Origin of the sequence: Spongiibacter sp. UBA1325 (genome assembly GCF_002306875.1) — a bacterium.
Lineage (GTDB): Bacteria > Pseudomonadota > Gammaproteobacteria > Pseudomonadales > Spongiibacteraceae > Spongiibacter > Spongiibacter marinus.
The window spans coordinates 66,142-78,698 of the sequence record NZ_DBTD01000011.1 but is presented as its reverse complement, the minus strand read 5'-3'; the positions used below and the strand labels follow the sequence as shown (position 1 = coordinate 78,698).

The 12,557-nt window shown below is 58.2% G+C and carries 16 protein-coding genes; 9 read left to right on the top strand and 7 right to left on the bottom strand.

Translation table 11 applies throughout. The annotated features are described in order from the left end of the window. Positions 1-624, top strand: coding sequence for a hypothetical protein (locus B3K78_RS16205; RefSeq protein WP_286696260.1), 624 nt, complete (start codon positions 1-3; stop codon positions 622-624). Positions 625-642: 18 nt separating this feature from the next. Continuing rightward, positions 643-1,593, top strand: a complete 951-nt coding sequence (locus B3K78_RS16200; RefSeq protein WP_286696259.1) for a ketopantoate reductase family protein — start codon at positions 643-645, stop codon at positions 1,591-1,593. 9 nt (positions 1,594-1,602) lie between these two features. Here B3K78_RS16200 and B3K78_RS16195 read toward each other — a convergent pair whose 3' ends face one another. Genes B3K78_RS16195 through B3K78_RS16185 form a run of 3 tightly spaced genes read right to left on the bottom strand, consistent with a single transcriptional unit; the run spans position 1,603 to position 3,336 of the window. Then, a complete protein-coding gene (locus B3K78_RS16195; protein WP_286696258.1) occupies positions 1,603-1,875 on the bottom strand; it encodes an oxidative damage protection protein in 273 nt (90 codons plus the stop codon). Next, positions 1,872-2,942 (bottom strand): A/G-specific adenine glycosylase, encoded by a 1,071-nt coding sequence (mutY, locus tag B3K78_RS16190; RefSeq protein ID WP_286696257.1) that lies wholly within the window; start codon positions 2,940-2,942, stop codon positions 1,872-1,874. The genes B3K78_RS16195 and mutY overlap by 4 nt, the downstream gene beginning before the upstream one ends. Continuing rightward, positions 2,935-3,336, bottom strand: coding sequence for an acetyl-CoA sensor PanZ family protein (locus tag B3K78_RS16185; protein WP_286696256.1), 402 nt, complete (start codon positions 3,334-3,336; stop codon positions 2,935-2,937). Before B3K78_RS16185 ends, mutY begins: the two co-directional genes overlap by 8 nt. 81 nt (positions 3,337-3,417) lie before the next feature. On the opposite strand from B3K78_RS16185, the gene hisB reads away from it, so the two are divergent. Genes hisB through hisF form a run of 4 tightly spaced genes read left to right on the top strand, consistent with a single transcriptional unit; the run spans position 3,418 to position 6,250 of the window. Continuing rightward, positions 3,418-4,011, top strand: a complete 594-nt coding sequence (gene hisB, locus B3K78_RS16180; RefSeq protein ID WP_027873086.1) for an imidazoleglycerol-phosphate dehydratase HisB — start codon at positions 3,418-3,420, stop codon at positions 4,009-4,011. A 12-nt stretch (positions 4,012-4,023) separates the two neighbouring features. Further along, positions 4,024-4,692, top strand: coding sequence for an imidazole glycerol phosphate synthase subunit HisH (gene hisH, locus B3K78_RS16175; protein WP_204997348.1), 669 nt, complete (start codon positions 4,024-4,026; stop codon positions 4,690-4,692). Between the two features lie 21 nt (positions 4,693-4,713). Next, positions 4,714-5,445: a 1-(5-phosphoribosyl)-5-[(5-phosphoribosylamino)methylideneamino]imidazole-4-carboxamide isomerase gene (gene hisA / locus B3K78_RS16170; protein WP_286696255.1), complete on the top strand. Its 732-nt coding sequence runs from the start codon at positions 4,714-4,716 to the stop codon at positions 5,443-5,445. Positions 5,446-5,473: 28 nt separating this feature from the next. After that, on the top strand, positions 5,474-6,250 hold the full coding sequence (gene hisF, locus B3K78_RS16165; protein ID WP_204997404.1) for an imidazole glycerol phosphate synthase subunit HisF: 777 nt from the start codon (positions 5,474-5,476) through the stop codon (positions 6,248-6,250). A 60-nt stretch (positions 6,251-6,310) separates the two neighbouring features. On the opposite strand, the gene B3K78_RS16160 is transcribed toward hisF, so the two are convergent. Continuing rightward, positions 6,311-6,556 carry a Rho-binding antiterminator gene (locus B3K78_RS16160; RefSeq protein WP_286696254.1) on the bottom strand — a complete coding sequence of 82 codons (246 nt, stop codon included), beginning with the start codon at positions 6,554-6,556 and terminating at the stop codon, positions 6,311-6,313. 190 nt (positions 6,557-6,746) lie between these two features. Between B3K78_RS16160 and B3K78_RS16155 the strand changes: the two genes are divergently transcribed. After that, on the top strand, positions 6,747-7,463 hold the full coding sequence (locus B3K78_RS16155) for a hypothetical protein (protein ID WP_286696253.1): 717 nt from the start codon (positions 6,747-6,749) through the stop codon (positions 7,461-7,463). Here B3K78_RS16155 and B3K78_RS16150 read toward each other — a convergent pair. The 3 genes from B3K78_RS16150 to gpmM all read right to left on the bottom strand — a co-directional run bounded on the left by B3K78_RS16150 (position 7,457) and on the right by gpmM (position 11,647). Continuing rightward, positions 7,457-8,794: a S41 family peptidase gene (locus tag B3K78_RS16150; RefSeq protein ID WP_204997352.1), complete on the bottom strand. Its 1,338-nt coding sequence runs from the start codon at positions 8,792-8,794 to the stop codon at positions 7,457-7,459. The genes B3K78_RS16155 and B3K78_RS16150 overlap by 7 nt on opposite strands. Before the next feature lie 119 nt (positions 8,795-8,913). Beyond that, positions 8,914-10,041 carry a murein hydrolase activator EnvC family protein gene (locus B3K78_RS16145; protein ID WP_286696252.1) on the bottom strand — a complete coding sequence of 376 codons (1,128 nt, stop codon included), beginning with the start codon at positions 10,039-10,041 and terminating at the stop codon, positions 8,914-8,916. A gap of 37 nt (positions 10,042-10,078) precedes the next feature. Next, positions 10,079-11,647, bottom strand: a complete 1,569-nt coding sequence (gene gpmM, locus B3K78_RS16140; protein WP_286696251.1) for a 2,3-bisphosphoglycerate-independent phosphoglycerate mutase — start codon at positions 11,645-11,647, stop codon at positions 10,079-10,081. 196 nt (positions 11,648-11,843) lie between these two features. Here gpmM and B3K78_RS16135 point away from each other — a divergent pair, with 196 nt between their 5' ends. Next, positions 11,844-12,260, top strand: a complete 417-nt coding sequence (locus B3K78_RS16135; protein WP_204997355.1) for a rhodanese-like domain-containing protein — start codon at positions 11,844-11,846, stop codon at positions 12,258-12,260. 6 nt (positions 12,261-12,266) lie between these two features. Then, on the top strand, positions 12,267-12,524 hold the full coding sequence (gene grxC / locus B3K78_RS16130; RefSeq protein ID WP_027873077.1) for a glutaredoxin 3: 258 nt from the start codon (positions 12,267-12,269) through the stop codon (positions 12,522-12,524). Positions 12,525-12,557: the final 33 nt, after the last annotated feature.

The window sequence follows — 12,557 nt, the reverse complement described above, 5'->3', positions numbered from 1 at the left end:
ATGCAAAGAGTGCCAGTTATCTACCTCTCGTCCAGCATGGAGGCGCTGCTAAGGATTACCGCCTGCTCGCCGGTGAGCCAGTGGTTTGCTGCGCTGCCGGATATCGATGCCTTGCTGGTGATTAGCCGCAGTCCCGAGCGGCGCGCGCTGCGAATTTGCCACAGCGTGGCTAGCGCCGCTTACGCCTCGAAGTTAAAGGCGAAGTGCGCTGCCGTTTTGAAGGTGGATGTTCAGCGGCATGTGTCCTCGCGCTTAACGTTGCTGGCGGGCTTGTTGCTACCGCATCGCTCGGTGTCGGTGATGGAGCTGCACGTGCCGACAGATTATCCAGCGGTTGATTATCAGCAGTTCGGTGCACAGCTTGCTGAGGGCCTGGCACCTGGCTTGGCAGTGATGTGTTTTGACCGCCAGGCCGGCAGAGCCAGCCCCGCAAGTCAGCAAGAAATGCTGGCAGCGATAAGGCAATTGCAGAGTGAGAGTGTTCGCAGTGCGGCGGGGGTTGCCGAGTCTCGGGCACTGATTTGCGCGGCGGTTGGGTTGGCCGGAAGTCAGGCGCCTTCCCGAATATTTGACAGTCGCTCTGAGTCGGGGCGCGCGGTCCTGAGCGGTTGCGCCTGGGCCTAAAGTGACGAGGGCGAAGCAATGCGTTGGTTGATTATCGGGGCAGGCGGCATTGGTGGCTACTATGCGGCCCGCCTTGCCGAGGCAGGCGAAGACGTCACGGTGAGCGCACGCGGCGAGCACCTGCAGGCCATTCAGCGGGCGGGGTTGATTGTGCGCTGGGAGTGGGGAGAGCTACACCCGCCCGTGGTGGCGGTCGACCAGCAGTCGCTTGTTGAAGGCTATGCTGCCGACGATTTTGATGTTGTGGTGCTTGCGGTTAAAGCCGGAGCAACCGCATCGGTAATGACGACGCTGAACCACTGGCTGAGCGCGGCAGAGGTGCCGGTGCTGTCTTTGCAAAATGGCGTCGACAATGAGCCGATCATCGCCCGCCACCTGGGTAACGAGCGAACGCTGGGTGGGTTGGCGATAAAAATTGGCGGCCACATCGTTTCGCCGGGTGTTATTCAGGCTGAGGGTGAGGCGCGTGTGGTGATGGGCTGCTGGCCCAGCGCAAAGGGGGCAACGGAACGCCGCCTTGCCCTGCTGAAAAAGATGAAGCGGGTGTTCGATGCTGTGAATATCCCCGCCGAGATAAGCGGTGATATTCAGTACTCGCTGTGGCGAAAGTTAATTATCAACAATGGCGTCAATCCGCTGTCGGCCCTGACCGGCTTGGACACGCGCACGCTAACCCACCAGCCGGACTACAAGCGCATTGTTTTGGGAATGATGAATGAGGTTGTCGTGGCAGCGGCAGCGGATCACGTCGCGCTGACCGCGACTGACCTCGATGACATGTTCGAGGTGATCAGCCAGTTTAATGCGATTAAAACCTCGATGTTAGTGGATGCTGAAAAGCAGCGACCACTTGAGGTGGCGGCGATTTGCGGCGCGGTGGTGGAGCGCTGTCGCGCACTGGGCCATGAGCCCGCCTATACCGCGACGGTGATGGCACTGCTCGATGGGCGTCGCGGGGCGGCGGGCTGAATGTAGCGCTTACTCGCTGGGCGGCACGTAGCCCTCGGCTTGCTCAAAGTCTTCGCCGGCAAAGAATTTTTCCATTTCCGCCTGGAGGAATTTTCGCGAGCTGGGGTCCATCATGCTCAGCTGTTTCTCGTTGATGAGCATGGTTTGGTGGGCCTGCCACTCTTCCCAGGCTTTTTTGGAAACGGTTTCGTAAATTTCCTGACCTTTCGCGCCGGGGTAGGGCGGCTTTGCCAGTCCTTCGAGTTCTTGTTGGTATTTCTTGCAGAAAACGGTGCGTGTCATGGCTGGGATTCCGTAAATAAGTCGTTTTGCAGCAGGCTGTCGAGCAGTTTTTTGACGGGCGCCGCGAGGCCGAGCTGTTGTTGCCCACCCTTATACCAAAGCTGGCGAGTGCCTTCCATGATCCGCGTCGGCTCTCGCTGCAGGCGGATGTGCTGCGGTTGAATGTCCAGGTGGTAGTGACTAAAGGTGTGGCGCATGGGGCTCAGTGCTTCGGCAACGCCACTGTGGCCAACCGTCGCGTCGAGGTAGTCGTCGATATCACCGTCGCTGTCCAGCTCCGGCAGGCTCCACAGGCCGCCCCAAATGCCGCTGCTGGGGCGCTTTTCCAGCAGGATCTCCCCTTGAGGGTTTTCAATCAACAGCATATGGGTGGTTTTTACCGGCAGGGCTTTGCGTGGCTTTTTACCGGGGTAATCACTCTGGCGGCCCATGGCCTTGGCCTTGCAATCGTCACTGACGGGGCAGCGATCACACTCGGGTTTGCTGCGCCGGCAAAGGGTGGCGCCGAGGTCCATGATGGCCTGGGTGTAGTCGGCGGCCCGTTGTTGTGGGGTGTAAGCCTCGGCGAGCTGCCAAAGCTGTTGTTCAATCTCGCGCTTGCCCGGCCAACCATCGATGGCGCTGTGGCGGCTGAGCACGCGTTTGACGTTGCCATCGAGAATGGCGGCGCTGCCGCCGCAGGCAATGCTGAATATTGCGGCAGCCGTGGAGCGACCAATACCCGGCAGTGACGCGATAGTCTCCGGTGTTTGCGGGAACTCGCCGTTGTGCTCGTTCACAATGGTTTGCGCCGCTTTGTGCAGGTTACGGGCCCGGGCGTAGTAGCCCAGCCCCGTCCAGAGGGCGAGAACATCGTCGATATTTGCCTGCGCCAGCGCCTCTGCGCTGGGGAAGCGGGCCATAAAGCGCTGATAGTAGGGGATGACCGTGGTGACCTGGGTTTGCTGGAGCATAATTTCAGACACCCACACCCGATAAGGGTTGATGTCTTGCTGCCAGGGCAGGTCTTTGCGGCCGTGCTGGTCGAACCAGTTCAGCAGGCGGCGGCTGAAGTCGCTGTCACTCACCGCTGGGGCGCTGCCACTGCCACGTCGATCCTTGATTTTGAAACCCCAGCTCGGTCAGCAGCGGGCTGAGTTCCGGCGCGCTGGAGATGTCGGCCGACATACTGAGCAGGTCCTCAGGCAATGCTTTCATCGCCTGGATCAATAGCTGGCGCGCTGCACCGCGTCGACGGGTGATATCGCGAACGGTGAGCCTGGCCAACTGGTAGTCGCCATTGTGGATCGGGGTTAAGGTCATCGCGGCAATCAGGCGGTCATTAAAGCGTCCACCAATCAGCAAGAGTTGCTCACTTTGCGCGGCGCTGATCAGTTTTTCGGCGTCGTCGGCATAGAGACGTTCTAGGTCTACACGGTCCTCTGGGGCAGGATCGCGAATGTATTCTGAATATACGGGCATTTATCCGCACTCTGCTGGCTGTAATACGGGTCGGGATTTTTTATAATGGCGTATTGTACGCAATCTTCAGTAGAGACGTCGATGACAGAGCGCAAGGCGAGTATCAGCCGCAACACCCTGGAAACCCAAATCACGGTCAGTGTAAATCTGGATGGCACCGGCCAGTCCAGCTTTGAGACCGGAGTTCCCTTTCTCGATCACATGATGGATCAGATTGCCCGCCACGGCATGATTGACCTGGCTGTGCAGGCCAAGGGCGATTTACATATCGACGACCACCACACCGTGGAAGATATCGGTATTACCATGGGCCAGGCCTTTGCCGAGGCGGTGGGCGATAAAAAAGGCATCACCCGTTACGGCCACGCCTATGTGCCGCTGGATGAAGCCCTGTCGCGTGTCGTTATCGACTTCTCTGGGCGTCCCGGCTTGGAATACCACGTGCCCTATACCCGTGCCAGCGTGGGTGGTTTCGATGTAGACCTGTTCTCAGAGTTCTTCCACGGCTTTATCAACCACGCCAAGGTCACCCTGCATATCGATAATTTGCGCGGCACCAATACTCACCACCAGGCCGAGACGGTGTTTAAAGCCTTCGGTCGTGCCCTGCGTATGGCCTTGTCGGTGGATGAGCGTATGGCGGGCATTACCCCGTCGACTAAAGGGTGTCTCTAGGATTTCTGCGATATGACTAAATCAACCGTTGCCGTTATCGACTACGGCATGGGTAATTTGCACTCGGTGGCCAGTGCACTGCACAAGGTCGGTGGCGACGACGTTGAGGTACAGGTTACCGATTGCCCGGATACCATCTTTGCCGCCGACCGGGTGATTTTTCCCGGTGTGGGCGCGATTCGCGACTGCATGGCCGAGCTGAAAAACCGCGGTCTGGATGAAATTGTTCAGGAAGTGGCGGCCACTAAACCCCTGCTGGGTATTTGCGTGGGTATGCAGGCGCTGATGGAAAGCAGTGAGGAGAACGGCGGCGTCGAGTGCCTGGACGTGCTACCGGGCCAGGTAAAGTTTTTCGGTAAAGACCTGCGCGAGGCAAACGGCGAGCGCCTGAAAGTGCCGCACATGGGCTGGAACACGGTTAGCCAAACCATCGACCACCCGCTGTGGGAAGGTATTGCCGATAATAGCCGTTTCTACTTTGTGCACAGCTACTATATCGACGCGCCTGAATTTGTTGCCGCCACGGCTCACTACGGGGTAGAGATACATGCCGCAATGAGTTGCGAGAATGTGTTTGCCGTGCAGTTTCACCCGGAAAAGAGCGGCGAGACCGGTCTGCGTCTGCTCAGTAATTTTCTGCGCTGGGATGGCGGGCAACCGACCTTCCGGCCCGTATCCTAAGCGTTATCAGGTTTTGTAATTATGTTAATGATTCCCGCAATTGATTTGAAAGACGGCCAGTGCGTGCGCCTTCGCCAAGGTGAAATGGGCGACGCCACCGTTTATGGCAGCGATCCGGTAGAAATGGCTGCCCGCTGGGTAGAGCAGGGCGCTCGCCGCCTGCATTTGGTTGACCTGAATGGCGCGTTTGACGGCAAGCCTGTAAATGGCGAGGCGGTGATGGCGATCGCCAAGGCCTACCCGGATCTGCCAATACAAATTGGCGGTGGCATCCGCTCGCTCGATACCATTGAGCAATACCTGGATGCCGGTGTGAACTACGTGATTATTGGTACCAAGGCGGTGAAAGAGCCCGCCTTCGTTACCGAGGCCTGCAAAGCCTTCCCCGGTGCGGTAATTGTTGGTCTGGATGCGAAAAATGGCCTGGTGGCCACCGACGGCTGGGCGGAAGTGTCTGATATTCAGGCAACAGAGCTGGCCAAGCGCTACGAGCAAGACGGTGTGTCGTCCATCGTTTATACCGATATTGCCCGCGACGGCATGATGCAGGGCGTGAATATCGATGCCACGGTTGCCATGGCCCAGGCCTCTGGTCTGAAAGTTATTGCCTCTGGCGGGGTGACGAATATGGATGATATTCGCGCGCTGAAGGCCGTGGCCGATGCCGGGATTCTCGGTGCGATTACCGGTCGCGCGATTTATGAAGGCGAGCTGGATCTGGCAGAAGCGCAGCGCTACTGCGACGGCGAATAAGCCCCTTAACAACAAGGTAAGCACAGCAATGGCTCTGGCAAAACGCATTATTCCCTGTTTGGACGTTGATAAAGGACGCGTGGTAAAAGGCGTGAACTTTGTCGGTATTCGCGACGCGGGCGACCCGGTTGAGGTCGCCAAGCGCTACAACGAACAGGGCGCCGACGAAATCACCTTTCTCGACATCACGGCCACCCACGAGGGACGTGAGACGACCGTGCACACGGTTGAGCAGATTGCTGCCGAGGTGTTTATCCCCCTCACCGTGGGCGGCGGTATTCGCGAGATCAAAGACATTCGCACCATGTTGAATGCGGGGGCGGATAAGGTGGCGATCAACTCTGCAGCTATTCACAACCCCGACTTTGTGCGTGACGCCGCCGAGCGTTTTGGCTCGCAGTGTATTGTGGTGGCGATCGATGCCAAGCGCGTCGACGATGAGGCCGATGGCAGCCCGCGCTGGGAGATATTTACCCACGGTGGCCGCAAGCCTACCGGCATCAATGCGGTGGAGTGGGCGGCAAAAATGGTTGAGCTGGGCGCTGGCGAAATCTTGCTGACCAGTATGGATGGCGACGGCACCAAGGCCGGTTACGACCTGGCGCTCACCAGCGCGGTGGCCGACGCGGTTTCGGTGCCTGTTATTGCCTCGGGTGGTGTCGGTACCCTGGACCACCTGGTCGAAGGGGTAACCGCCGGTAAAGCCGACGCGGTGTTGGCGGCCAGCATCTTCCACTTTGGCGAGCACACAGTGCCCGAAGCCAAGGCGTATATGGCCGACAAAGGTGTTGAGGTTCGGCTGTAAGGCATTGCCAAGGCCCCCAGGCCTTTGTTTCACGGTCTTGCTGAGTGCAATGAGGGCCGCTTAGTCAAAGGAAACTGTGTCGAAATGCGGGTTTTGTACGCCCGCTTTCATGCTCGCCAGTTTATCCAGTACCACCAAGCATTCAGCGCCATCCACGCGGATGGCGATACACTCCTCGCCCTGTGCGTCGCGCCTGGTGTCTACCGCCACACCGTCTAGTACCTCTCCGGTTCGCATGGTTAAGCGCACGGGGTAGCGAAAGGTGCAGGCAATTTCTATGTAATCGTGCAGCTCGCAGCGAATCATTATCCTAAATATCCGAGAAGGAAAATCGCAGCATAACGCATCCGCGCGGGCAAATGCGCCCGTGCTGGGAGAGCGCTGCTGTTAGTTTGCGACTCGCGGCGCTGCGGCTACTTCCCAACTTCGAGTATTGCGCTATTATCTGCGGCAATGTGCGCGCCATCCGGCGGGTGCGAGCTTTGAGGAATCCATCATGCTGCGAGCGATACTCGCTATTTCTATAGTGCTGCTGGCCGCCTGTGCCAATCAGCCTTTGACCCACAACTATCAGGGTGACGTGCAGATACGTAGCCTGACGGTAGACTTTGAATCGCTCAGCGCATTGACGGAGCCAGAGGGCAAGGATCAGCGGCGCATCAACTCTTGGCAGCGCGTTTTTCAAGCTGTGGAGCGCGCTCTCGACCCGGCCGCCAGTGCTCAGCTGGATGCGCAGTTGCGCCGCTTTGAGCGCCTGATTGTTGATGGCGTGCGTGAGGTGTCAGGTGTGCCCGTGGTGCAGGCTGGGGAGTCGGAAATGGTAATGGTGTACGGTGATCACAATGAGCTGTCGGCCATCCGCTTTGAGTACCCTGTGGACGCCGGCCGAGCCTATATGAATTTGCGCGGCTATTTGTCCTATCCCTCCAGTGATATTACCCGAGCCGGCATCGGGATTGTGGAAGGGCTGGTGGTGAGGGTGTCGCCAAAGCTGTCGCTGGAAGTCGAGGGGGTGAATGGTCAGGGAGAGCGCTTCTGGCACACCTCTGTTAACTACAATGCGCTGCGTGAGTACATCGTGAGTGAGCGCTATGTACTAGGAGTGTCGGTGGACGGCGTCAGCGACGGCGATATTTTTTTGCTGCCTCTTGGCCAGGGCGTGATTAAGGCCCTGGCAGAGTCCCTGCGTGTTGAAGCGGAAAGCGCTCACTGAGCGTTTGGCGCCTCCAGTTTTTGCCTGGCCAAACGCTGACTATTGGCCGACATAATATGCAGGCCTTTTAGCAGGTTGAGTGCCTCGTAAAGCTGGTTATCAGTGGCAGCAAGTTCGTTGGCAGCACTGTCGACAATGCGGTTGCTGCCATTGTTTTCTTTTCCGCTCTCGTTGCCCAGGTGCCCCGCCAGGTCAGCTTCGGTAACCATTTTTTCTGCACCCAGAGATTCAATGCGAGCACGCTCGACAATAATGTCCGGCACGATGCCCTGCGCTTGTATCGAGCGGCCGCTGGGGGTGTAGTAGCGGGCAGTTGTCAGTTTTATGGCGCTGTCCTCAGCCAGTGGCAGCACGGTTTGGACCGAGCCTTTGCCAAAGCTCTGGGTGCCCAGAATAATCGCGCGGCGGTGGTCTTGCAGTGCGCCGGCAACAATTTCTGAGGCGGAGGCCGAGCCGCCGTTTATCAACACCACCAGAGGGGTGTCGTCGGCGTTGTTGGTGTCGCTGGCCATATAGCGACTAAAGGCGTTGGGTAGGCGCCCTTCGGTGTAGACAATAAGCCCGTCGTTTAAAAAGGTGTCGACCACTTGTACCGAAGCCTGCAGCAGGCCACCGGGGTTGTTGCGAAGGTCGAGTACCACTCCGCGCAAGCCACTGCGGTTGGCCTTAAGTTTTGCCAACTCGCTGCGCAGGTCTTCGCCGGTGCGGCTTTGGAACTGCGAAATACGCAGATAGCCATAGCCGGGCTGGAGCATGCGGCCGCGCACACTGGCGACGGTGATAATGTCGCGCTTCAGTTCCAGTTCTATCGGCGCTTTTACCCCTTCGCGCAGAATAGTGAGGGTGATGGGGCTGCCCTTGGGGCCGCGCATCAGTTCGATGGCCTCTTGCAGGCTAAGGCCTTTGATGGGCTGTTGGTCGATCTGGATAATCAGATCGCCGGGCTGAATACCCGCCCGTTGTGCTGGCGTGTTATCGATGGGGCTAACAACTTTGACAAAGCCATTTTCCATACCCACTTCGATACCCAGGCCGCCGAACTCGCCGGTGGTGTGGGTTTGAAGGTTATCGAAGGAGTCGGAGTCCAGGTAGTCGGAGTGCGGGTCCAGGCCGCTGAGCATGCCGCGAATGGCATTTTCCAATAGCGTTTCGTCGTCCACCTCTTCGACATAGCTACGGCGAATTTGGTTGAAAACGTCGGCAAAATTTCGCAGCGCCTGAAGGGGCAACTCGCCTTGCGCGCTGTGTGGCGAGGCGGGTGCCTCGGCCAGACAAAAGGGAGAGAGCAGAGCAAGGTTGAGCACGGCGGCTCGACTAAGATGACGCAGCATTATCAGCTTCCCGATACAACATGCGGCGGGGCGTCCTGCGCCCGCCGACAGAAACAAAGCACCCATTGTAGCCAGCTTTGTCGGGATTTGTCGCTACCTCTAAATGTGGGCTGCCGCGTTCAGCGGCACCAGCGGGCGGGGTCAGTAGGGCGGCCCTTGTGGCGAATCTCAAAATACAGTCCGCTGCGCCGCTGACCGCCACTGTTGCCGAGCGTGGCAATCGCCTCGCCACCGCGCACCCAGTCGCCTTCCTGGCGGAGCAGACTCTGGTTGTGAGCATAGAGGCTCATATAATCATTGCCGTGGTCGACAATAATCAGTAGGCCGGCCCCACGCAGCCAGTCGGCGTAGACAACGCGGCCATTGTGGATGGTGCGCACCGGGCTGCCCTCTTCACCGGCAATTTGCACTCCCTGCCACCGTACCGCGCTGCCTTGGCGCGGCGCGCCGTAACGATTCAGCCGCTTACCGGCAACAGGCCAGGGCATGGCACCGCGCATTTGTTTGAAGGGGCGGTAGCTCGATGGAATGGCGATATCGGTAATTTCGCGCTCAATTGCCGAGAGGATGCTCTCCAGGCTCTTGCGTTGCTTGTCCAGCGAGCCAATGCTGCTCTGTTGCTGTTTCAGCTCCTGGTCGAGTTTCGCGACACTGCGCTGGCGGCGTTGCTGCTGAACTTCCAGTTGCTGGCGCTGCTGGGCCAGCTGGCGTTCTGTGGCGCTAAGTGCCTCGGTTTGCGCGCTGATCTCGGGGATCAGCGCGTTGAGGGCAGTGAGTGTTTCGCGATAGCTGTCGAGCTGTTGGCTGCGGGCGGCATTGAAATAGTCGTAGTAGGTGATCAGCCGACTGAGCGATTGAGGGTCTTCCTGATTGAGCAGCATTTTGATCTGCCGCTCTTGCCCCAAGGTGTACGCACTGCGAATTTGCTCTGCAATCAGTGCTTTTTGCTGGCTTTGGCGCTGGCGCAGGGTTTGTTGTTCGCCCTGAAGGGCGGTCAATTTGCTCTGGCGGCGGTCGCGCTCTGCGCGAGTGCTGTGCAGTTTAGCCGCGATTTTGCCGATCTCGACCTCAACCTCGCGAAGCTCCCGCGCGGCACGACTGCGTTCTTTCTGGGTACTGCCAAGCTGTTTTTTCAGCGAATGAAGCTGCTGGCTGAGGTCTTTCAGCTGTTGGCGGGTGGCGGCTTCATCCTCAGCAAGGCTGGCACTGGCCAGCAGGCCAGCGAACAGCAGGACGATGAACGGCATCCCTAGATGTGCCAGTTTGCTGCTAATTCGCAATTCCTCAGTGGCTGATCAGGTTCTTGCCGGTCATTTCTTCCGGCTGAGCAATGCCCAGCAGCGCGACCATCGTCGGTGCGATATCAGCGAGGCGCCCGCCTTCGGCTGTCAGGGTTGCGGTGTCGTCGCCCACGTACACCAGCGGCACCAACTCGGTGGTGTGCTGAGTGTGTGGTTGGTCGGCGTCGTAGTCGAGCATTTGCTCACAGTTGCCGTGGTCCGCGGTAATCAAGCAGTGGCCACCGACCTCACGAACGGCATCGGTAACCTGTTTAATGCAGTCGTCCAGTGCTTCCACGGCTTTTACGGCGGCGTCGAAAACGCCGGTATGGCCCACCATATCGCCGTTGGCATAGTTGCAGATAATCGCGTCGTAGCTGCCGCTGCGTATGGCCGCGACCAGCTCTTCAGTGACTTCCGGGGCGCTCATCTCCGGCTTTAAGTCGTAGGTGGCAACGTCGGGGGAGTTGATTAGCTTGCGCTCCTCACCCTGATAGAGTGCTTCGCGGCCGCCACTGAAGAAAAACGTAACGTGGGCATATTTTTCAGTTTCGGCGATACGCAGCTGTGTCTTGCCGTGTTTCTCCAGCAGTTCGCCGAGGCTGTTTTGGATATTCTCCGGCGGGTAAGCCACGGGCGCGTCGATGCTGTCGGCGTATTCGGTGGTCATGACAAAGCCGGCAAGCGCCGGGCGAACACGGCGCTCAAAGCCATCGAAATCGTTTTCCACAAATGCGCGAGTAATTTCACGAGCGCGGTCGGCACGGAAGTTCATAAAGATGACGGTATCGCCATCGGCAATGGCGGCGCTGTCCTGGCCCTCGGCTTGAATAACGCTGGCGGCGACAAATTCATCGTTTTCGTCGCGAGCATAGGCGGCGCTCAGGGCGTCTTGGCTAGTGCTGTAGCGGTGCTCGGCCTCTGCTTCGGTCAGCAGGCGATAGGCTTTTTCAACGCGGTCCCAGCGGTTGTCGCGATCCATGGCGTAGTAGCGGCCGATCATTGACGCCAGCCTGCCACAGCCGAGTTCGGCAAATTTGGCGTCGACTTTTTCCAGCGAGGCCTGGGCGCTGCGTGGCGGTGTGTCGCGGCCGTCGAGAAAGGCGTGTACATACACTTTTTTGGCGCCGCGCTGAGCGGCCATATCGATCATTGCCAGTATATGGTTTTCGTGGCTGTGGACGCCGCCCGGGGATAGCAGGCCGAAAATGTGCACGGCTTTATCAGCGGCGACCGCTTTGTCGATATTGGCTTTGTAAACGTCGTTGTCGAAGAAACTGCCATCGGCAATTTCTTTGTCAATGCGGGTAATATTTTGGTAGATGATGCGGCCCGCCCCCAGGCTCATGTGGCCGACTTCCGAATTGCCCATTTGGCCGTCTGGCAAACCAACATCCAGCCCGGAGCCTGAGATCAGGGTGTGCGGCTGGTTTTTCCACAGTGCGTCCCAATTGGGCGTATTGGCGTGGTAAATGGCGTTGTCCTGCGGTGCTTCCCGGTAGCCGAAGCCATCCAGAATAATCAGAACGACGGGTTGTTTTACCTGTGGGTCAGCCATGCGTAGAAAATCCATTCTTAAGTCGTTGAGGTCTCATCGCCGCTCGCGTGTAGCGCGGTGAAAACGAAATAAGGCATTGTAACTTTTCCTTTGGGAGGCGGCCACGCTTGGCGTGGTGAGAATTCCCGTTTAGCGGTGTATACTCTGGCCTTTTCGCGCGCCGGCCTACGGCTTTTTTGACGATGTTCACACGAGTGATTCGAGAGAATTCATGGAAAAACTGATTTTATTTATCGCTGAACAGTGGCTGCTGGTAGCTGCTCTGCTGTCGTGCCTTATGCTATTGAGCTTTCACGAGTCACGCCGAGCAGGTCGCGCGTTGACGCCACAGCAGGTGGTGAACCTCGTTAATCAAGAAAAGGCCTTGATGATCGACCTGCGCGACAAGGCAGAGTACAACAAGGGCCACATTTTAGATGCGGTGAGCCTGCCCTTTGCCAAGTTGGACAAGGAGATTGACCGCGTCGCGGGTGACAAGGAGCAGCCCTTGGTGTTGATCTGCAAATTGGGTCAGCACTCCAGTGCGGCGGGTAAAAAGCTGGCGGCACTGGGCTACAGCAATGTGCACCGTTTAAAAGGTGGTGTTAGCGAATGGCAGGCACTGCAGATGCCGCTGGTGAAAGGCTAAGGGCTTATGGCGAAGGTCACTATCTATACCACTCGCTTTTGCCCTTTCTGTGTGCGCGCCAAGCACTTGCTTGAGCACAAACAGGTTGCATACGACGAAGTGCCGGTAGACGGCCGCAGCGACTTGCGCCAAGAATTGTTGTCCCGTACGGGGCAGCGCACAGTGCCGCAGATATGGGTGGGTGAAACCCATGTTGGCGGTTGTGACGAGCTGTTTGCGCTGGAGCGTGGCGGCAAGCTGGATCGCCTGTTGGCAGCCAGTTAAATAACGAAAATTTACCTATCAGGAGTCGAGACC

Coding starts and splice junctions, on each gene's coding strand:
- B3K78_RS16205 (WP_286696260.1), top strand. CDS start 1: ATGCAAAGAGTGCCAGTTATCTACCTCTCGTCCAGCATGGAGGCGCTG.
- B3K78_RS16200 (WP_286696259.1), top strand. CDS start 643: ATGCGTTGGTTGATTATCGGGGCAGGCGGCATTGGTGGCTACTATGCG.
- B3K78_RS16195 (WP_286696258.1), bottom strand. CDS start 1,875: ATGACACGCACCGTTTTCTGCAAGAAATACCAACAAGAACTCGAAGGA.
- B3K78_RS16185 (WP_286696256.1), bottom strand. CDS start 3,336: ATGCCCGTATATTCAGAATACATTCGCGATCCTGCCCCAGAGGACCGT.
- hisB (WP_027873086.1), top strand. CDS start 3,418: ATGACAGAGCGCAAGGCGAGTATCAGCCGCAACACCCTGGAAACCCAA.
- hisH (WP_204997348.1), top strand. CDS start 4,024: ATGACTAAATCAACCGTTGCCGTTATCGACTACGGCATGGGTAATTTG.
- hisA (WP_286696255.1), top strand. CDS start 4,714: ATGTTAATGATTCCCGCAATTGATTTGAAAGACGGCCAGTGCGTGCGC.
- hisF (WP_204997404.1), top strand. CDS start 5,474: ATGGCTCTGGCAAAACGCATTATTCCCTGTTTGGACGTTGATAAAGGA.
- B3K78_RS16160 (WP_286696254.1), bottom strand. CDS start 6,556: ATGATTCGCTGCGAGCTGCACGATTACATAGAAATTGCCTGCACCTTT.
- B3K78_RS16155 (WP_286696253.1), top strand. CDS start 6,747: ATGCTGCGAGCGATACTCGCTATTTCTATAGTGCTGCTGGCCGCCTGT.
- B3K78_RS16150 (WP_204997352.1), bottom strand. CDS start 8,794: ATGCTGCGTCATCTTAGTCGAGCCGCCGTGCTCAACCTTGCTCTGCTC.
- B3K78_RS16145 (WP_286696252.1), bottom strand. CDS start 10,041: ATGCCGTTCATCGTCCTGCTGTTCGCTGGCCTGCTGGCCAGTGCCAGC.
- gpmM (WP_286696251.1), bottom strand. CDS start 11,647: ATGGATTTTCTACGCATGGCTGACCCACAGGTAAAACAACCCGTCGTT.
- B3K78_RS16135 (WP_204997355.1), top strand. CDS start 11,844: ATGGAAAAACTGATTTTATTTATCGCTGAACAGTGGCTGCTGGTAGCT.
- grxC (WP_027873077.1), top strand. CDS start 12,267: ATGGCGAAGGTCACTATCTATACCACTCGCTTTTGCCCTTTCTGTGTG.